Source organism: Zwartia lucis (assembly GCF_965234455.1).
GTDB lineage: Bacteria > Pseudomonadota > Gammaproteobacteria > Burkholderiales > Burkholderiaceae_B > Zwartia > Zwartia lucis.
Genome location: NZ_OZ248472.1, coordinates 101,988 through 120,822, shown reverse-complemented (window position 1 = coordinate 120,822; position 18,835 = coordinate 101,988). Strand labels below are relative to the sequence as shown.

Below are 18,835 nucleotides of genomic sequence, written 5' to 3'. Positions count from 1 at the left end.
TATTTATTTCTTTTTCGATTTCTTATATAGGGCTCACATGACTCTCGATCTTCAAACCACCGTAGAACAAGGCTGGGAAAACCGCGCGAATCTTTCCGCCTCTGCCGCTGATGCAGGCGTTCGCGAAGCCGTAGAACACACTATTGATGCTTTGGACACTGGACATTTTCGCGTCGCTGAAAAGATCAACGGAAAATGGATCGTTCATCAGTGGATTAAAAAAGCGGTCTTACTCTCCTTCCGCTTGTATGACAATGCCATCATGGGCCAAGCACCCATGCAGTTTTATGACAAAGTCCCTCTCAAATTTGCTGAGTTTGGCGAAACCGCCTTTAAAACAGGTGGATACAGGGTGGTGCCACCCGCTGTAGCGCGCCGTGGGGCCTTTATCGGTCGCAATGTTGTATTGATGCCCTCCTATGTCAATATCGGCGCATATGTCGATGAAGGCACAATGGTTGACACGTGGGCGACGGTAGGTTCCTGCGCGCAAATCGGTAAAAATGTTCACTTGTCCGGTGGCGTAGGGATTGGTGGTGTACTCGAGCCCCTCCAAGCGAACCCCACCATTATTGAGGACAATTGCTTTATTGGTGCGCGCTCCGAAGTTGTTGAAGGCGTCATAGTCGAAGAAAATTCCGTTCTGGCCATGGGTGTATTTCTTTCACAAAGCACACGTATTTATGATCGTGAAACCAAAGAAATTCACTACGGTCGCGTCCCGTCCGGCTCTGTCGTTGTGCCTGGTTCCCTGCCCTGCGCAGATGGCTCGCACAGTTTGAACTGCGCCATTATCGTCAAGCGCGTGGATGCGCAGACACGTGCAAAAACAAGCATCAACGATTTGTTGAGAGCCTAATGACCAAATTAACAGACGTTTCACGCGAAGCGTTACTCAGCGTCCGCGATTTAATTCGATACGCTGTGTCGCGCTTTAATGAGCACAAGCTTTTCTTTGGCCATGGCTCAGATAATGCTTGGGACGAAGCTGTTTATTTGGTTTTACATGCACTGCACTTACCTCCCGATCAACTCGAGCCCTTCATGGACGCACGCGTTCTTCCGTCTGAACGTGAAAAGGCCCTGAGCTTGATCGACTTACGTTGTGAGCACCGATTGCCCGCTCCTTATTTGACGCATGAAGCATGGTTACAAGGCTATGCTTTTCATGTGGATCAGCGGGTCATCGTGCCACGCTCACCGATCGCCGAATTACTGATGAATCAGCTAAGTCCTTGGATCCCTGATCCTTACGAAGTCATGAGCATTCTTGATTTGTGTACTGGCTCCGGCTGCTTAGCAATCATCGCCGCGCATCAGTTTCCTGAAGCTTTTGTCGATGCAACAGATATCTCTAAAGATGCACTCGATGTTGCCCTCATCAATGTGGCGCAACACGGACTGAAAGATCGCCTCAATCTGCACCATGGGAGTCTTTACGATCCACTCCCTGTTTCGGCGCAATACGATCTCATTATTAGCAACCCGCCCTATGTCAACGCTGCATCAATGCAGACCTTACCTCCAGAATATCGCCATGAGCCTTCCCTAGCGCTCGCGGGTGGAGATGACGGTATGGACGTGGTGAGAACGATTATTGAACAGGCACCCGCACACTTGCGTGACGATGGTCTATTAATCATTGAAATCGGTCATGAACGGACCTTTTTCGAACTGGCCTTCCCTGAGCTTGAGCCCGTGTGGCTTGATACAGCAGAGGCTTCAGATCAAATTCTTCTCCTTACAAAAGAGCAATTAACACCGTGATTCGTGCGTCTGGCTTGACGGTTCGTCGTGGCACCAAAGTATTGCTCGATCAAACTGATTTCGTTGTGCATCCTGGCGAACGTGTTGGTTTCGTTGGTAAAAATGGTGCTGGCAAATCTACTCTATTCGCGCTGCTTCAACACGAAATCGATGCTGACGCTGGAACACTGGAGGTTCCGCAAGGCTGGCGCATGGCAAGTGTTAAACAAGAAATTGCCTCAAGCGACAACAGTGCACGTGACTTTGTGATCGACGGTGATACACATTTGCGCGAACTTCAACGTGAACGTCATACCCTTTCATTCGAGCTTGAAAATAATCCAAATCAAGCAGAAATACTTGGCGCACGTATCGCAGAGCTCGAAGCCGAACTCATCGAGGTTGGCGCATGGACCTCAGCCTCGCGCGCGGAACAACTGCTGGCAGGCTTAGGATTTACACCTGCACAGTGGGATCACTCTGTAAATAGTTTTTCTGGCGGCTGGCGTATGAGACTCGCACTGGCCAGAGCCTTGATGGCCCCTTCTGAGTTGCTATTGCTGGACGAGCCGACCAATCACTTAGACCTTGATGCCATGCTTTGGTTAGAATGCTGGTTAGGTGCCTATGCAGGGACTGTCTTGCTGATTTCTCACGACACTGAGTTTTTGGATTCTGTCGCGCAAACGATTCTTCACTTTGATCAAGGGAAACTCAATCGCTACAAAGGCGGATATCAAGACTTTATCATCCAGCGGTCAGAACGGCTTCGTCAAACCAAAATCGCTTGGGAGCGTCAGACGAGAGAAACGGCTAGGCTGCAAGGATTTATTGATCGTTTCAAAGCCAAAGCATCAAAGGCCAAACAAGCTCAAAGTCGTGTCAAAGCATTGGCGCGTATGGAATTGCTTGCACCCATTCATGCCGAGTCAGGGGTTGACATCCGCATTCCCTCACCCGAAGAAATGCCCGATCCTCTCTTGGTTTTAGAGGATATGCAGGCTGGCTATACCAACGAGCAAGGCAACGTCATTCCTATTTTGAGTAAAGTGCGTTTAATGGTTCGAGGTGGGGATCGGATCGGCATCTTAGGTGTCAATGGAGCTGGTAAAAGTACGCTTGTCAAAACACTCGCGGGAGAGCTTGAAGTTCAAGCCGGTAGTCGTAAAGCATCACGTGGTCTAGAGGTTGGATATTTCGCTCAACATCAGCTGGATATGCTGGATCTCGATAGCAGTCCTTTGCAACACCTTGCGCGTCTTGCTCCTCAAACGCGTGAACAAGAACTGCGAAACTACCTTGGAGGCTTTGGTTTCGGCGGAGACCGCGTGATGGACAAGGTCGAGCCTATGTCAGGGGGTGAAAAAGCAAGACTCGCGCTCTCACTCATCGTTTGGCAAAAACCCAATCTTTTGCTGCTCGACGAACCAAGCAACCACTTAGACGTAGAAACACGCGAAGCCCTAACAAGAGCCTTGGCTGAATTCGGAGGCAGCATGTTATTGGTATCGCATGACCGGCACCTGCTGCGCACGACTGTCGATCGCTTTTGGATTGTCGCTGATGGTGGCGTGCAAGAATTTGACGGCGATCTCGAAGACTATCGAGATTGGTTGGCACAACATCAGTCCAACGCGCGCAAACAAGAGCAGGCGAGTAAACAGCCTGCTGACTCGGTCACGCTGACTCCATCATCAAATACAACAATAGGCACAGAGTCTAATAGTGCGGATCGTAAACAACAAAAGCGTGATGAAGCGCAAGAGCGTCAACGCACCGCGGTCTTACGAAAACCCATCGAAACCAAGCTTATAAAAATTGAGAAAGAGCTCGAGTCCGCTCAAAGCAAGCTTAAAGCACTTGATGCGTTGATTGCAGATGCAGATCTGTATTCAGAGTCAAGGCGTCAAGAGCGCGTGCAGACGCTCGCCCTGCATGGAGAGCTCACCAAAAAACATGGGGAGCTTGAGGAAATATGGCTTGAATTGCAAAGTCAACTGGAATCGATCAGTGCTCATTCAATCGATGGACAAACAACGCTCTAGCTATGAGTGATTTCAAGCTTGGCTATGCCAAGTGCCAGGGTTTTTGCGCCTACATCACGAAATTGAATCTGAGCCTGTGCGTCCAAACCGCTTCCGGACAAAGCAAAAATTGTCCCTTCGCCAAAACGACCATGACGCACACCTTGACCAACGCGAAAGTGTTGGCTGCCGACGGTCACGCCCAAGGTCGAGCTTCGATTGACCGAAGCAACAGTTTGTGCCTTACCTTGCCTTGCATATTGGTCAAAGCCCGCGCCACTGGACCTCCAGCGAGGCTCTGAGTCTGCAAGACCCTGCTTGGGCGTCAACCATTTCAAATGCTCCTCGGGCACTTCGGATAAAAACCGCGAGCGCATTGCGTAGCGTGTCTGTCCATGGAGCATGCGACTTTGAGCAAGGCTAAAGTAAAGTCTCTCACGGGCGCGGGTGATCGCGACATACATCAGACGTCGTTCTTCTTCGAGTCCCGCTTGTTCGAGAATGCTATTTTCATGTGGAAAAAGTCCTTCTTCGATGCCAGTAATAAACACAGCATCAAACTCTAGACCTTTGGCTGCATGCACGGTCATCAGCTGTACCGCATCTTGACCTGCTTGCGCTTGATTGTCCCCAGCCTCAAGCGCAGCGTGGGACAGAAATGCCATGAGTGGTGAGAGACCATCAAAGCCCTCTTGCATGGCATCTTGCGCGCCCATCGTCTGTACGACTTCGCCTGCGGGCAAGCCCCCCATGTCAGACTCCGCAACAAAAGCCGCAGCCGCAGTAATCAGCTCGCGTAGGTTTTCGATTCGATCAGCACCTTCACGATCTAACTGGTATTGTCCGATCAAACCACTATGTTCGATCACGTGTTCCACGAGTTCAGGCAAAGGCAAACTGTGCGTCTCGTGCGCCAAGCGCTGAATCAAGAGAGAAAACTGAGCAAGATTAGAGCCACCCTTGCCGGGTACTCTTGCAACTGCCGCACTCAAGCTCGTATCGTAGGCTTTTGATTGATCACCTAAAAGCTCAAGCGTGCGTGCCCCAATGCCACGGGGAGGGAAATTGACGACGCGCATCCAGGATGTATCGTCATCAAGGTTTGCCATCAGACGTAAATAGGCTAAAGCGTGTTTAATTTCTTGGCGCTCAAAAAACCGCAAACCACCATATACCTTGTAAGGCACTCCCGCAGAGAATAAAGCATGTTCAATCACGCGGGATTGCGCATTACTGCGATACAAAATTGCGATTTGACTTCGGTCACGGCCGTCAGAGATTAAGCCTCGGACTTCTTCGACCAACCACTGCGCTTCGAGTAAGTCAGTGGGTTGTTCAACAACACGTATTTGCTCCCCTTCGCCTTGCTCGGTCCAGAGGTTTTTACCAAGGCGACCGGTATTGTGGCTGATTAGCGCATTCGCCGAGTCAAGAATATGACCAAAAGAACGATAGTTTTGTTCTAGGCGGATGACCGTACCATGGGCGTAATCACGCTCAAAGTCCGCCATATTGCCAACATTAGCGCCTCGAAAAGCGTAGATGGATTGATCGTCATCGCCAACGGCGAACAGATGTGCCCCCCCACCCGCGAGTAACGTGAGCCATTTATATTGAAGTGTATTTGTGTCCTGAAACTCATCGACCAAGATATGTTTGAACCGTCGCTGATAATGCTCACGAATCGGTGCATGTCTCGACAATAACTCATAGGCCCGCAAGAGCAGTTCTGGAAAATCGACAACACCTTCTCGTTGGCACTGCGCCTCGTACAGGGTATAGATCTCAATCAAGCGTCTTCGGAAACTATCGTAAGCCTCGACGTCGCCTGGTCGCTGCCCATCCTCTTTGGCACCATTGATAAAACGCTGCACGTCCCGGGGTGGATATTTGTCATCATCCACACCATTCGCTTTCAGGAGTCTTTTTATAGCGGCGAGTTGATCGGCCGTATCCAAGATCTGAAAAGCCTGCGGCAAACCAGCATCTCGATGATGCGCGCGCAACATCCGATTGCAGAGTCCGTGAAAGGTGCCAATCCAAAGTCCGCGTGTATCAATCGGTAAGATTGCCGAAACACGCGCGACCATTTCACGGGCAGCTTTATTCGTAAAAGTAACAGCCAGAAGTCCGAGTGGACTGACTTGGCTTGTTTGAATAAGCCAAGCCATACGGGTGGTTAGCACTCGCGTTTTACCACTGCCCGCTCCTGCCAACACCAGTGCGTGTTGTGCAGGTAACGTTACTGCATCGCGCTGTGGGTCGTTAAGCTTGTCGATCATGCCGCATAGCGGCGTAAACGCAAAGCGAACTCCTCGAGGCTTGCAATACCGCTTTGCTGGGCACGCTGGCACCAAGATTGCAGATCATGTAAGAGTTGTTCACTCGACACGGTTGAACTGTCCCAAAGTTTGACAAGATCATGACGCATTTGAACCATCGTGGACAATGAATCATTTAGAGAGAGTGCTTGTTCAATACGTGCGCGCTCAGCAGGTGCCAAGTTTTCCTCACCGCGACCCAGCCAGTGGGTTGCAGCAGTCAAGGCATCTGCCTTGGTGTCTGATTTTGAGGCCTTTAAGCGAATCAACTCTTCTTTGCAGGCAGATTTCATCATGCCAGTATATCTTGCCAAAATCTCATAGCGGTGAGCGATCACGCCTTGCAAGGTGCGCTGATCCACACCGGCTTTTCCCGTGGCTTCAAGACGTAATTTCGGAGCGACTTTTTTGATCTTGACCAAACCAAGCCCTTTTAGGCCTAGGATATAAATCCAACCAATATCCAATTCATACCATTTATTGGAAAACTTGGCTGAGGTCCCATATGCATGGTGATTATTGTGAAGCTCTTCGCCGCCGATCAGGATACCGATAGGAAAGACATTGGTGCTCGTATCGGGACTGGCAAAGTTGCGATAACCAAAATAATGACCGACGCCGTTGACAACACCCGCGGCCCAGAAAGGGATCCAAGCCATCTGGATCGCCCAAATCGTCAACCCGATCGCGCCAAACAAAGTCACGTCGATGATGAGCATCAAAAGGATGCCTCGGGCACTAAAACGGGTGTAAACATTGGTCTCAAGCCAATCATCAGGGGTGCCATGACCAAACTTGGAAATGGTCTCTGCATTTTTTGATTCGTGGCGGTAGAGCTCCGCACCACTAAATAAAACCTTGCCAATGCCGTAGAACATGGGTGAATGAGGATCACCTTCGCGCTCACATCGAGCGTGGTGCTTGCGATGAATCGCCACCCATTCCTTGGTCACCATGCCAGTAGTCAACCACAACCAAAAACGGAAAAAGTGCATCACGGCCGGATGCAAATCCAATCCACGATGCGCTTGGCTTCGGTGCAGAAAAATGGTGACCGCAACGATGGTAATGTGGGTCATTCCCAGCGTAAAAAGAACCACCTGCCACCAGTTTGCCTGTAGCAAACCACCTGCTGCGAAAGAAATAATGTCGTTCATGTATGTGTCTATGATCCAAGACAATAAGATGGATAGAATTTTAGCCTACACAAGCTCGGTCTGCTTATAAAAACCCTTAATTATTTGCGCAAAATCAAGTAACTGAGGGTTAACGGTCGTTAAATAACCCAGAACGCCTTTAAACACCGCTCAAATGAAGAAACTTAGGCGTCTTTGTGATCAGAATCGAGATCGGACGGGGTAAGTTCGACTTTTTGAGCCTTGACTCTCTTTTTAGCAGGGGCCTTTATCGCTTTGGTCTCAGCTTTGGTCTTAGCCTTAGTCTTAGGTTGGACCTCGGGATCAATAACGTCAGAAGCTTCCACTAAAACCTCTACTTCCGCCTCGCTAGTCTTGGTGACAGTCTCTAAAACTAAATTTTTCTTTCTTTCAAAAATTGCAGCAAAAAAACCATCCGTTCCATGAACATCAGGCCTCAAACTCAAATAGGGCCCCTCAATATGAAGTGACGTGCGGGCCGCCAAAATAGGCGCGGCATCCACCAACTCAAAATCAGGATGATTCGCTAGAAATAATTCTGCTTGATCCTGATTTTCTTCTTTAAGAAGACTGCACGTGGCATAAACAAGTCTGCCACCGGGTGCCACACAACGCGAAGCACTCGCCAGTATGCGAGCCTGTAACGCGATCAGCTCCTGCAGACTCTGAACGGACTGACGCCATTTCAAATCAGGGTTGCGACGCAAGGTCCCTACACCGCTACAAGGCGCATCGACCAACACGCGCTGTGCTTTACCCGCCAAGCGACGCACGCGTGTGTCATTTTCATGCTCGATCGCCACCGGTACGATATTGGACAAACCGCTTCGCGCGAAGCGAGGTTTAGCCTTGGCAAGACGTGTGGCGGATACATCAAAGGCATACAACCTACCGGTAGAACGCATCAGTGCCCCGAGCAATAATGTTTTACCCCCTGCTCCCGCACAAAAATCAATGACCATTTCTCCGCGCTTTGGACCAACTAGAAGTGCAAGCAACTGACTGCCTTCGTCTTGGACCTCGATCAACCCGTGCTCGAATTGATGCCATTTATTCATCGCGGGTCGCCCTTTTAATCGAATCCCCCAAGGTGAATAAGGCGTTGGGACTGGAGCGTGTCGCACACCGTTTCCCTTGATGAGATCCGCTAGCATTTCATCTCGGTCGGCTTTCATGGGATTCACACGAATATCGAGAGGCGCAGCAGTGTTCAAAGAAGCTGTCAAGGCTTCAAGCTCGGGCATGTGCTTCAAACGCTCAAACAACCAGTCAGGCAGGCTTGTGCGCACTTGTAATGACAAAGACTGCTCTTCAATTTGGCTGATCCTGTCGAGCCATGCCAACTCACCTGTATCAAGAACTGCCCGGACTTTTTCCTCACCCATCACGGAAATAGCACCTTGTATCGCTAAACGCCGCACCGCATTGCCTACGCCACTTTCGCCAAGTTGACGATAACGGCGCAAATGGCGCAATACGTCATAGACAACTTCAGCAACCTCTGATCTGTCTCGTATCCCAAGCTTGGGATGAGCCCTGAACCAATGGGAGACGATGGAATCGGCCGCAAAGCGCCACGTCAGCACCTCATCAAGGACCTGTCGTATCTGATCGAGCCGCACCGTCATCACGGGTTGACGAGGCTTGGGCACGTATGTCGATACCACCGGTTGCTTTTCAGCCCCGTCCGTCTGGCTAGACTTTTGGCCCTCATAGCCGCGATCGCCCTCTGGTCGCGCTCCGCGTGGCTGTGCATTCATGAGTCTTTCTGTCGCGGAGCCTGGTCTAACGATCCCAGACGAAGCGCTCAGCGCGGCAGCGCGAGCCGCGTCTTTTTTGTTGGTGCGCCCTGCCCCCGCCGAGCCATGGGGCCGACGGGCTGGTTTGCTGGGATTGCTCATAAATGTTGGCCTGGAGTAAAAAGTCGAGTGGTGACGCCGTCCACCAAAACGCGCTGATCGCTCGTTAGATGTACACGGCCCTGCGCAAGCCAACAAGCAACTTGCGGATAAATGATGTGTTCCATACCTAGCACTCTTGTGGCTAAGGTCTCAGGCGTATCGTGATGATGGACTGCCACGATGCCCTGCGCAATGATCGGACCATGATCGAGAACGGGAGTGACGAAGTGTACGGTACACCCATGGGATTGCACACCCGTTGCCAACGCCTGGGCGTGGGTATGAAGTCCTGGAAAGGAAGGCAAAAGGGAAGGATGGATATTAATAAGCCTACCCGCAAAGCGCTCGACAAACCCAGGCGTCAAAACCCTCATAAAACCAGCTAACAACACATAATCGGGAGAAAACTGATCGATCGTCTCCGCGAGCGCCGCATCAAACGCTTCTCTATTGGAAAACGCCGTATGCGCCAGCCCCACGGTGTGAATGCCTTGAGCTGCCGCCCAGACGAGCCCGGCAGTTTCAGCTCGGCTTGCAATGACCGCGACGACCTCAGCGGCACAGTCGCCAGATTGACAAGCCTGCACGATCGCTTGCATGTTTGAACCCTGTCCAGAGATCAATATCACAAAACGAGGGAATATTTTTTTGGGGTCGGGCATGGCATTCCAAGATAAGACTAGCCTGAAATTGTAAACTGTCATCCGTGAAAACCAATCTCAGCATTTTTCGTCAAGCCCCTGCGCCTGATCTGCGTCCGCCTTGCGCCCTGTCAATCGGTAACTTTGACGGAGTCCACCTTGGGCATCAGGCCATGATTGCCAGAGTCTGCGAGGCCGCAGAGCGTCTCGCGCTTTCGCCGACCGTCTTGACCTTTGCGCCGCATCCGCGCCAATACTTTGCGCGCTTGAATCGTCGACCCGAGCTCTCGCCGCCTCAGATCTCTGGGCTGCGCGACAAACTGACTGCCTTAGCCTGCGCTGGCATTGATCGTGTCGTTCTCGCTCGCTTTAATCGTGCCATGGCGGAAATGTCCGCCTCAGACTTCGTGACACAATGGCTTGCGGTTGAACTCAATGTCCGTTGGTTACTCGTGGGTGAGGACTTTAGGTTTGGCCGTCAACGTACTGGGGATGTTCATTCACTCAAAAAACTTGGGCAGCAATGCGGCATCGAAGTCCACACCTTAAGTGACATCAAGGACGAACAAGGAAGGAGGATTTCGAGCTCTGAGGTCCGAGGAGCTTTGGCGGCCGGCGATATGCAACGAGCGGCAAGCCTGTTGGGACGTCCCTATGCGATGACCGGACATATTGTTCACGGTAAAAAACTCGGTCGTACCCTGAATATGCCAACGATGAACATGCGAGTTACCCCTCGCTGCGCGGCCCGCTCAGGCATCTACGTCGTGCGTGCTCACGGACTTGGTTTGACCCCTCGGTCAGGAGTCGCGAGCCTTGGAGTGCGTCCAACTGTCGAAAACGATGGACGAATCTTGCTTGAAACGCACTTATTTGATCTTAATGTAGACGCATACGGTAAACTTGTACGCGTAGAACTCCTGCAGCATCTGCGGGACGAAGAAAAGTTTCCCGATCTGCCAACCTTGACTGCCGCCATGCATGCCGATGCACAGCATGCGCGCGCTTACTTTGCGCTCCATGGACTATAAAAACACACTCAATCTGCCCGATACCCCCTTTCCGATGCGCGGAGACCTACCGCGACGTGAGCCCGCATGGGTCGCCCAATGGCAAGAAAAAAAGGTTTATCAAGCGATCCGCGACGCAAGTCGCGGTCGTCCAACTTTTTTATTACACGACGGCCCTCCCTATGCGAATGGAGATATTCACATCGGCCATGCGGTCAATAAAATCCTAAAAGACATCATCGTCAAAAGCCGCAGCATGGCTGGCTTCGATGCGGCCTACGTACCAGGCTGGGACTGCCACGGCATGCCTATTGAAATTCAAATAGAAAAGAAATTCGGTAAACATTTGCCCGTTGCCGAAGTACAGGCCAAGGCACGCGCTTATGCTCTCGAGCAAATAGAACGTCAGAAAAAAGACTTTGAACGACTTGGCGTGCTTGGTGACTGGAACCGTCCCTATCTCACGATGAACTTCAGTAATGAAGCCAATGAGATCAGGGCTCTTGGACGTATTTTGGAAAAAGGTTACGTCTTTCGCGGTTTAAAGCCCGTGAACTGGTGTTTTGATTGCGGTTCAGCCTTGGCAGAGGCCGAAGTCGAATACGCAGACCGCAAAGACCCCGCAGTCCACATTGCATTCCCTTTTGCGGATTGTGCCGCCCTTGCCAAAGCATTTGACCTGAATGAATTAGCTGCGGGTGCGATTGTGATCTGGACGACAACTCCGTGGACCATACCCTCCAACCAAGCGCTCAATATCCATCCAGAGTTCAAATATGCCTTGGTTAAAGTGTCTCCCGCACCAGTGACAGGCTCTTTTTTAATTCTCGCCGCAGACAGAGTCGAAACTTGCCTCAACGAATGGGGACTCGAAGGCCAAATCATCGCTCAATGCGTTGGCCAAGCGCTAAGTGGAATCACCTTCCATCACCCTTTGGCAAACTTTGACGAAGGCTACCGTCGTGTCGCGCCCATTTATGTCGGCGACTATGTCACGCTCGATACCGGAACAGGTGTCGTGCACTCCGCACCGGCTTACGGTGTAGAGGATTTTCTGTCCTGCAAGACCCATGGCATGAAGGATGCCGATATCATTAACCCAGTGATGGGAGACGGTAAATTCGTGCCCTCCCTGCCCGGTTTCGGCGGGCTCAGTATCTGGGATGCCAATCCGAAGATTGTCGAGGCCTTGAGTTCGTCTGGCACGCTCCTCAAACAAGAGTCTCACTCACACAGTTATATGCATTGCTGGCGTCATAAGACACCGATTATTTACCGTGCCACAAGCCAGTGGTTTGCAGGTATGGACGTTGTGCCAAACGATGGTCAGCCAACGTTGCGCGAAAGCGCTTTGGCAGCGATCGATGAGACGGCGTTCTATCCTGCCTGGGGGCGCGCTCGTTTACACGCAATGATTGCAAACCGTCCTGACTGGACCCTCTCTAGACAACGTCAATGGGGTGTCCCGATGGCGTTTTTTATCCATAAGGAAACAGGTGCACTGCATCCCAATACACCTGCCTTGCTCGAAGAAATTGCTAAACGAGTGGAAAAGTCTGGTATCGAGGCTTGGCAAGCGATCGAGCCTTCAGACTTGCTTGGTGAAGACGCCGCACTTTATGAAAAAAACCGTGACACGCTTGACGTTTGGTTCGATTCTGGCACGACGCACGCTACCGTTTTAGGTGGGCCTAACAACAAGCATCATGGCTCGCACGGAGAGTTGCCCTGGCCAGCCGACATGTACCTCGAAGGTTCTGATCAGCATCGCGGTTGGTTTCACTCTTCGCTGCTGACGGGCTGCATGCTTTCAGGACGCGCGCCTTATAAAAGTCTGTTAACCCATGGTTTCGTGGTCGATGGACAAGGTCGCAAAATGAGCAAGTCGGTCGGCAACGTCATTGCGCCTCAGAAAGTTTCAGACAGTTTAGGGGCTGAGATTTTGCGCCTATGGGTTGCGAGTACCGACTACTCGGGTGAGCTTTCAATCTCGGACGAAATTCTCAAGCGCGTGGTTGAAGGCTATCGTCGTATTCGCAATACGTTACGTTTCCTACTCGCCAACCTCTCTGACTTTGATGCCTCTACGGATATGATCGATGCAAAAGATCTCCTAGAGATTGATCAATATGCACTCGCCATGACAGCGCAAATGCAGGCGGAAGTACTTTCGCATTTCGAGCAGTACGACTTTCACCCTGCGATGTCCCGATTGCAGCACTTTTGTTCCGAAGATCTCGGTGCGTTTTACCTTGACGTTCTTAAGGATCGCCTCTATACCTCCGCGCCCCGAAGTCACGCACGCAGGTCAGCTCAGACGGCACTCCTGCATATTACGCAAACACTGCTCAAACTCATGGCGCCCGTACTTTCGTTCACCGCTGAAGAAGCTTGGGACCTTTTGTTAGGTACCACACTCAAAACCACTGCCGATATTGGACGCGTGACAATATTTACGGAATGTTTTCATGTGATGCCTGTCATCTCAGGATCTCAAACGCTTCATCAGCGTTGGGCACGACTCCGCGAAATTCGTGCGCTCGTCATTCGTAAACTCGAAGATTTGCGCAGCGTCGGTAGCATTGGCTCCTCCTTGCAAGGCGAGGTCGATCTCAAGGCAAGTGGCGAAGATCTTGCTTTGCTTCAAAGTGTCGCAGAGCAACTACCCTTTATCTTCATTGTTTCGCGCGTCAGTGTCCATGCAGACGCTGGAGAACTTGCTATTGAGATTAACCCTTCTGCGCACGAAAAATGTGAGCGTTGCTGGCACTGGCGAGATGATATTGGTCAAGATCCTGCACACCCACATATCTGCGGCAGATGTGTCGCAAGCCTAAACGAAGCCGCATCCTCCTGAGCATGAGCACTCCAGCACAGGAAATTGAGACTTCTCACCCAAGCCCCGACAAATACCGCGGCTTGGGGAAATGGCTGTTAGCGGCGTTATTGTTGATCGTGCTTGATCAAGTCACAAAAATTGGTTTTGATCACGCATTGAAATACGGACAGCGCATCAACATACTGCCTTTTTTTGATTTCACCTTGCTTTACAACAAAGGTGCGGCCTTTAGTTTTCTGGCTGACCAAGCGGGTTGGCAGCGCTGGTTTTTTACTGTGCTCGGTTTGGGCGCGAGTGTCTTTATCCTCTGGATGATGCATACCCATCGCACCCAACATCGCTTTCTACTCGCGCTCACATTGATTCTAGGCGGAGCGCTCGGCAACGTGATTGATCGGATCGCTTATGGTCATGTCGTCGATTTTTTATTATTTTATTGGCGGGATTGGTATTATCCCGCCTTTAATGTTGCAGATGCGGGCATCACTGTCGGTGCTATTCTGTTAGTCATCGATGAAATTCTTCGTCTTCGAGGTCAGCATGCTAGATCTTCATGAAAAACGGATTGTGCTGGGTTTGAGTGGCGGTATCGCTTGCTACAAAGCCGCCGATTTGGTGCGACGCCTCATCGAGCATGGCGCGCAGGTCGATGTGGTCATGACGGAGGCTGCGACACGTTTTATTACGCCTGTGACGCTGCAAGCGCTGAGCGGTCGTCCCGTGTTTGTCGATGCTTGGGACAGCCGTGTTCACAACAACATGGCACATATCCAGCTATCGCGTGGTGCCGATGCGATTGTAATCGCTCCTGCTTCGGCTGACTTTATGGCCAAGCTCGTCCAAGGCCGAGCTGATGATTTATTGTCGACGTTATGTTTGGCGCGAGCATGTCCGCTACTCGTTGCTCCCGCGATGAATCGAGAAATGTGGCTCGCTGCGCCGACACAACGTAATGTCCAGCAGCTTAGGTTGGACGGAATTGAAATTTTAGGACCCGGAACGGGAGAGCAAGCCTGCGGTGAGACGGGCGATGGTCGCATGCTTGAACCTATGCAAATCGTTGCAGAACTCAAGGGTTTTTTTCAACCCAAGCTTCTAAAAGGGCTGCATGTTTTACTGACTGCAGGACCGACCGTCGAGCCCATCGATCCTGTTCGCGTATTGAGCAACCGATCCTCAGGAAAAACGGGTTATGCACTTGCGCAAGCTGCTTGGGAAGCCGGGGCTGACGTGACACTCATCTCAGGTCCAACTGCGCTACCTTGCCCTCACGGAGTATCGCGCATCAACGTTGAAACTGCGCAGCAGATGCTTGACGCTGTCATGGAAAACATCCACGGTCAGGACATTTTTATCGCCGTCGCGGCTGTGGCGGATTGGCGCATTAAAAACATTTCTACTGAAAAAATTAAAAAAGACGGTCAATCAACACCCAACCTACAGTTCGAGGCCAATCCGGATATTCTTGCGACTGTCGCAAGCCAAAATTCCGGCCCCTGGTGCGTGGGTTTTGCTGCGGAAACTGAAAATTTATCCGAATACGCGCATGCCAAACGTTTACGCAAAGGGATTCCGATGTTGATTGGAAACTTGGCACAGCATGTGATGGATACAGAGGATACAACCGTCTCGATTTTTGATGATCGAGGCGAGCATATGCTTCCCTTGAGTACCAAACAGGATATTGCCCGTCAGCTCGTCGCTGCCATTGCAGAGCGATTTACTCAGTCGCACCCCTCACGCTAATTTTCTACTGGTTTTTGTATGCAAGCACTGATCGACCAACTTGTCTTATTTATTCAAAATAATCAATCCTGGGCGGGCCTCGTTGTTTTATTAATGAGTTTCGGAGAGTCCTTATTTGTGGTCGGATTATTTATTCCGGCCACTGTTCTGTTATTTGCGACAGGGACACTGATCGCGACCGGCACCCTTGATGCGGCGCCTATTTTATTTTGGGGTATTGTGGGGGCGATTGTCGGAGACGCTGTTTCCTTTTGGTTCGGCCGTTGGATGGGGCCGAAAGTATTGCGACACAAATACTTAAAACCCTACAGACGACATGTTGCGCGAGCCCGACTTTTTTTCTATCGTTACGGTTTTCTGGCAGTTTTAATCGCACGCTTCATAGGACCGTTACGCAGCTTTATTCCCACAGTCGCGGGCGTCATGGGCATGCCACAACTGCGTTTTCAACTCGCAAATTTTATTTCTGCGATCTTGTGGTTCCCTGCTCTCTTGGCGCCAGGCTACCTAGCCACACTTAGCGTTGAAGCCATCAAAGATGGTCACCATGCAACCGTCTACTCATTAGTCGGCTTGACAGTGATCGCCATTATTGCCTGGATGGTGATCCGTCAGCGTCGCATAGTCGAACAACGTAGGCTCGCGTCACGCAAACGTGTTCGTTCTCATCACAATGCCTAAACTGATATACAAGGTCAAGCATGAAATCCGTTGAAGTAAAAATCTTAGACGCCCGTATGCGCGAACAATTACCGACCTATGCCACGGCTGGCTCTGCGGGCTTGGACTTACGCGCTTGTTTGGATCAGCCTCTTGTGCTTGAGCCTGGTATGACACAACTCATTCCAACGGGCTTGGCGATTCATGTCGCAGACCCAGGTTATGCCGCGGTCATCTTGCCTCGTTCAGGCTTGGGTCACAAGCATGGTATCGTCTTGGGCAACCTCGTTGGACTCATTGACTCGGACTATCAAGGTCCATTGATGGTGTCAGCTTGGAATCGCAGCAGTACTGCCTACACGCTGCAACCCATGGAGCGCTTAGCACAACTCGTTGTGCTACCCATCGCTCAAATTCAATTCAAGCTTGTCGAAGATTTCGACGCCTCTAGTCGCGGGACAGGAGGGTTTGGGAGCACTGGAAAAGGCTAACGACCGCAGCTCGAGCCGCTCGGAGCTTTGCGACTGACTAAAGCCTCCGAGAGTTGTACAGCGAGGGACTGCACATTTTTCTGTTGACCTTGTACCAGTGCAAGCACCCCAACGCCTACCGGCTGCTGCAAACGGGTATAGCAAGTTAAAAATGACTGACTACCCGGAAAACGCATACTCCAGACAGCATCAATCGTGACTGACTGCCCTGGAATTAAATCAAAACGCTGGATATCTAACTGGATTTTTGTAACAGAAGCCCTAGCGGCCTCGGCGACAAGATTTTGAATGGGAGGCATGCCAAGATGTTGTGTCATCTCCTGAGAAATAGCAGTCGAAAGCTGTGAGGATAGTGAGCCTGTCCAACGATCATCGCCCAGAACCATGAGACGACCATCACCTTGCCGAACGACAAGAGAAATATTGTTAGCTTCCGCGGGAACGCCAATATCAGATAGTGTGTAAGCCCCTGCTTTCGCGCTCGTGGAAGGTACAACAGAGGATGAAAGCGCTGATTTCACGTCAACACGGCTCAAGGTGTAGTATTGAGCGGGAGGTCCTGCACAGCCTACTAAGCTAAGAATCCCCATCGCCAGCACTAGGCGTTTAAAAGAACGTATCATTTTCTTGTCGCTCCAAGCGTGTCTCGCGAGTATGGTTCAGTTGCACGACCCCGAATAATTTCGCTAGGGTTCGCTTGCAAGCCATCTGTCAAGGTCTTCAGTGACTTGAGAGTTCCCTTCAGGTCCTGAATCATCGATTCAGTACTCGTTGTCAGAGGACTTCCGGGAGCAATCAACACATTAAGGTTTTTAACTGTTTGTTCAATCTGAGTCAGGGTTGACGACAGTTTAGGCGTGACGCTTTTATCAATATTGGCACTCAAGCGTCTGATCTCAATCACCATCCCATCCAAATCATCCGCAATTTTCTCGAAGGGAATATTGTCAATTTTGCTAATGATGCTGGAAATCTGTGCCTGCATCGAATCGAGATTCTCGGCAGGCACCGTCGGCATCACGAAAGGTAAAGAAACCTGGGGCGGCTCCGAATTAGGTAAGTTCGGGAAGTCTGACAACGTAATGTATAGCTGCCCAGTCAAAATACTCGCTGTACGAAGTTGGGCTCGTAAACCTTTACTGGTGAACTCGCTCAGCGATGCGGCGAGGTCTTCTGAAGTTTGTTTAGCAACTTTAAGTTCGGAATATACAGGCCCTAAGCGTTCTGGATAAAGCGTGGCCTCTACTTTCGTAAAAAAGCGCCTCGTCACTACATCAAAATCAAGCGCGATAGAGTCCACAACTCCGATATCGGCGCCCTGAAACTCAACGGCTGCGCCAACACTTAATCCGCGCACCGCTTGGTCAAAACGCATACGAATCGGCACAGCAACACCTTCGGGCACAGCCGCGGCGGCCATTCGAGAATCAAAAAGCTTAAAGGGCTTCGCATTCTCGTCGAGCAGGTGTGGTTTACCGAAGGAGGCAAAAGAAATCCCTCCTGCAATCAACGACAGCAAGGACTCCGTTTGCACTTTCATACCCTGTGGGCCGATTGTGAGGTCAACACCGCTTTCATTCCAAAAGCGTGAGCTACCATCAACAAATTTGTCATAAGGGGCATCAACAAAGATATTTAAATCAACATGCTGTCCCGCTTCATTGAGCTTGAATCCCGTCACCAAGCCGACTTGAATTCGGCGAAAGTAAATCGGGGCGCCAGGGCCAAGAGATCCAAGCGTGTTCGACCTCAACACAAAATGACTTCCAGGACGATCACTTGTGATGGGTGGCGGCTGCTCCAAACCCACAAAGTCTTTATCAACAGTCCGAGAGGTCGTTGTTGAGTCTAAATCAGTTTCTATATAAGAGCCAGAAAGCAAGGTTGTCAACCCTGACACCCCTCCGAGTCCGATACGTGGCCTCACCACCCAAAATCGCGATCCCTCGCGCGCAAAGGCGGCACCGTCCTTGGTGAGCTCCGCTACAACAATGACGCCACTCTGATTGACATTTAAACGCACACTTTTGACCAGACCAATCGTGACATCTCTATAACGGATCTGTGTTTTACCCGTTTCAATACCTGCCGCGGATTGAAAGGTAATCGTAATGGTTGGCCCCTTTTGAGAGTAGCCACGCCATATGATTGAAAGCCCCACCAGTAGCGCGGCAAGCGGAATAAACCATACCCAAGCTAGATTTCTTTTGGGACGTCGGGCTACGCGTGGGAGAGGCTTGCCGCCAATTTCACGAATAGGCTCGGATGTACCGGATTCAGTGGGTGAACTCAACGTGCT

Annotated in this window: 14 protein-coding genes and 2 pseudogenes; 9 read left to right on the top strand and 7 right to left on the bottom strand. The window is 50.9% G+C overall.

Features of this window, described 5'->3' with window-relative positions:
* Window positions 1–37: 37 nt before the first annotated feature.
* Genes dapD through AC8GE9_RS00565 form a run of 3 tightly spaced genes read left to right on the top strand, consistent with a single transcriptional unit; the run spans window position 38 to window position 3,791 of the window.
* Window positions 38–859, top strand: a complete 822-nt coding sequence (gene dapD / locus AC8GE9_RS00575) for a 2,3,4,5-tetrahydropyridine-2,6-dicarboxylate N-succinyltransferase (protein ID WP_506675178.1) — start codon at window positions 38–40, stop codon at window positions 857–859.
* On the top strand, window positions 859–1,767 hold the full coding sequence (gene prmB / locus AC8GE9_RS00570) for a 50S ribosomal protein L3 N(5)-glutamine methyltransferase (RefSeq protein ID WP_506675177.1): 909 nt from the start codon (window positions 859–861) through the stop codon (window positions 1,765–1,767). Before dapD ends, prmB begins: the two co-directional genes overlap by 1 nt.
* The gene (locus tag AC8GE9_RS00565) at window positions 1,764–3,791 is read left to right on the top strand and encodes an ABC-F family ATP-binding cassette domain-containing protein (RefSeq protein ID WP_506675176.1); all 2,028 of its coding nucleotides are present in this window, start codon (window positions 1,764–1,766) and stop codon (window positions 3,789–3,791) included. Before prmB ends, AC8GE9_RS00565 begins: the two co-directional genes overlap by 4 nt.
* Here AC8GE9_RS00565 and AC8GE9_RS00560 read toward each other — a convergent pair.
* The 5 genes and pseudogenes from AC8GE9_RS00560 to purN form a co-directional block, all read right to left on the bottom strand.
* A pseudogene (locus AC8GE9_RS00560) lies at window positions 3,788–3,979 on the bottom strand (hypothetical protein); the annotation flags it as partial. The gene AC8GE9_RS00565 and the pseudogene AC8GE9_RS00560 overlap by 4 nt on opposite strands.
* Window positions 3,980–4,078: 99 nt before the next feature.
* A pseudogene (locus AC8GE9_RS00555) lies at window positions 4,079–6,052 on the bottom strand (UvrD-helicase domain-containing protein); the annotation flags it as partial.
* Window positions 6,049–7,248, bottom strand: a complete 1,200-nt coding sequence (locus AC8GE9_RS00550; protein WP_506675175.1) for a DesA family fatty acid desaturase — start codon at window positions 7,246–7,248, stop codon at window positions 6,049–6,051. The gene AC8GE9_RS00550 and the pseudogene AC8GE9_RS00555, both read right to left, overlap by 4 nt.
* A 164-nt stretch (window positions 7,249–7,412) precedes the next feature.
* A complete protein-coding gene (locus AC8GE9_RS00545) occupies window positions 7,413–8,876 on the bottom strand; it encodes an RsmB/NOP family class I SAM-dependent RNA methyltransferase (RefSeq protein ID WP_506676280.1) in 1,464 nt (487 codons plus the stop codon).
* A gap of 269 nt (window positions 8,877–9,145) precedes the next feature.
* Window positions 9,146–9,811, bottom strand: a complete 666-nt coding sequence (purN, locus tag AC8GE9_RS00540) for a phosphoribosylglycinamide formyltransferase (protein WP_506675174.1) — start codon at window positions 9,809–9,811, stop codon at window positions 9,146–9,148.
* 44 nt (window positions 9,812–9,855) lie between these two features.
* Here purN and AC8GE9_RS00535 point away from each other — a divergent pair, with 44 nt between their 5' ends.
* Genes AC8GE9_RS00535 through dut form a run of 6 tightly spaced genes read left to right on the top strand, consistent with a single transcriptional unit; the run spans window position 9,856 to window position 16,536 of the window.
* On the top strand, window positions 9,856–10,821 hold the full coding sequence (locus AC8GE9_RS00535) for a bifunctional riboflavin kinase/FAD synthetase (RefSeq protein ID WP_506675173.1): 966 nt from the start codon (window positions 9,856–9,858) through the stop codon (window positions 10,819–10,821).
* Complete coding sequence (ileS, locus tag AC8GE9_RS00530) at window positions 10,811–13,657, top strand: isoleucine--tRNA ligase (RefSeq protein ID WP_506676279.1); 2,847 nt, start codon at window positions 10,811–10,813, stop codon at window positions 13,655–13,657. Before AC8GE9_RS00535 ends, ileS begins: the two co-directional genes overlap by 11 nt.
* A 2-nt stretch (window positions 13,658–13,659) precedes the next feature.
* Entirely contained in the window at window positions 13,660–14,196 is a 537-nt protein-coding gene (lspA, locus tag AC8GE9_RS00525; RefSeq protein WP_506675172.1) for a signal peptidase II, read from the top strand.
* Window positions 14,180–15,385, top strand: coding sequence for a bifunctional phosphopantothenoylcysteine decarboxylase/phosphopantothenate--cysteine ligase CoaBC (gene coaBC, locus AC8GE9_RS00520; protein ID WP_506675171.1), 1,206 nt, complete (start codon window positions 14,180–14,182; stop codon window positions 15,383–15,385). Before lspA ends, coaBC begins: the two co-directional genes overlap by 17 nt.
* Before the next feature lie 18 nt (window positions 15,386–15,403).
* Window positions 15,404–16,066, top strand: a complete 663-nt coding sequence (locus AC8GE9_RS00515; RefSeq protein WP_506675170.1) for a DedA family protein — start codon at window positions 15,404–15,406, stop codon at window positions 16,064–16,066.
* A 20-nt stretch (window positions 16,067–16,086) separates the two neighbouring features.
* On the top strand, window positions 16,087–16,536 hold the full coding sequence (dut, locus tag AC8GE9_RS00510) for a dUTP diphosphatase (protein ID WP_506675169.1): 450 nt from the start codon (window positions 16,087–16,089) through the stop codon (window positions 16,534–16,536).
* Here the strand turns inward: dut and AC8GE9_RS00505 are convergent.
* Together AC8GE9_RS00505 and AC8GE9_RS00500 are read right to left on the bottom strand one after the other, a co-directional pair.
* On the bottom strand, window positions 16,533–17,159 hold the full coding sequence (locus AC8GE9_RS00505) for a PqiC family protein (RefSeq protein ID WP_506675168.1): 627 nt from the start codon (window positions 17,157–17,159) through the stop codon (window positions 16,533–16,535). The two genes, dut and AC8GE9_RS00505, sit on opposite strands and share 4 nt — an antisense overlap.
* On the bottom strand, window positions 17,156–18,829 hold the full coding sequence (locus AC8GE9_RS00500; protein ID WP_506675167.1) for a PqiB family protein: 1,674 nt from the start codon (window positions 18,827–18,829) through the stop codon (window positions 17,156–17,158). Before AC8GE9_RS00500 ends, AC8GE9_RS00505 begins: the two co-directional genes overlap by 4 nt.
* Window positions 18,830–18,835: the final 6 nt, after the last annotated feature.

Excerpts from the sequence above, each read along its gene's own strand:
- dapD (WP_506675178.1), top strand. The coding sequence starts at position 38 with ATGACTCTCGATCTTCAAACCACCGTAGAACAAGGCTGGGAAAACCGC.
- prmB (WP_506675177.1), top strand. The coding sequence starts at position 859 with ATGACCAAATTAACAGACGTTTCACGCGAAGCGTTACTCAGCGTCCGC.
- AC8GE9_RS00550 (WP_506675175.1), bottom strand. The coding sequence starts at position 7,248 with ATGAACGACATTATTTCTTTCGCAGCAGGTGGTTTGCTACAGGCAAAC.
- AC8GE9_RS00545 (WP_506676280.1), bottom strand. The coding sequence starts at position 8,876 with ATGACGGTGCGGCTCGATCAGATACGACAGGTCCTTGATGAGGTGCTG.
- purN (WP_506675174.1), bottom strand. The coding sequence starts at position 9,811 with ATGCCCGACCCCAAAAAAATATTCCCTCGTTTTGTGATATTGATCTCT.
- ileS (WP_506676279.1), top strand. The coding sequence starts at position 10,811 with ATGGACTATAAAAACACACTCAATCTGCCCGATACCCCCTTTCCGATG.
- lspA (WP_506675172.1), top strand. The coding sequence starts at position 13,660 with ATGAGCACTCCAGCACAGGAAATTGAGACTTCTCACCCAAGCCCCGAC.
- coaBC (WP_506675171.1), top strand. The coding sequence starts at position 14,180 with ATGCTAGATCTTCATGAAAAACGGATTGTGCTGGGTTTGAGTGGCGGT.
- AC8GE9_RS00515 (WP_506675170.1), top strand. The coding sequence starts at position 15,404 with ATGCAAGCACTGATCGACCAACTTGTCTTATTTATTCAAAATAATCAA.
- dut (WP_506675169.1), top strand. The coding sequence starts at position 16,087 with ATGAAATCCGTTGAAGTAAAAATCTTAGACGCCCGTATGCGCGAACAA.
- AC8GE9_RS00505 (WP_506675168.1), bottom strand. The coding sequence starts at position 17,159 with ATGATACGTTCTTTTAAACGCCTAGTGCTGGCGATGGGGATTCTTAGC.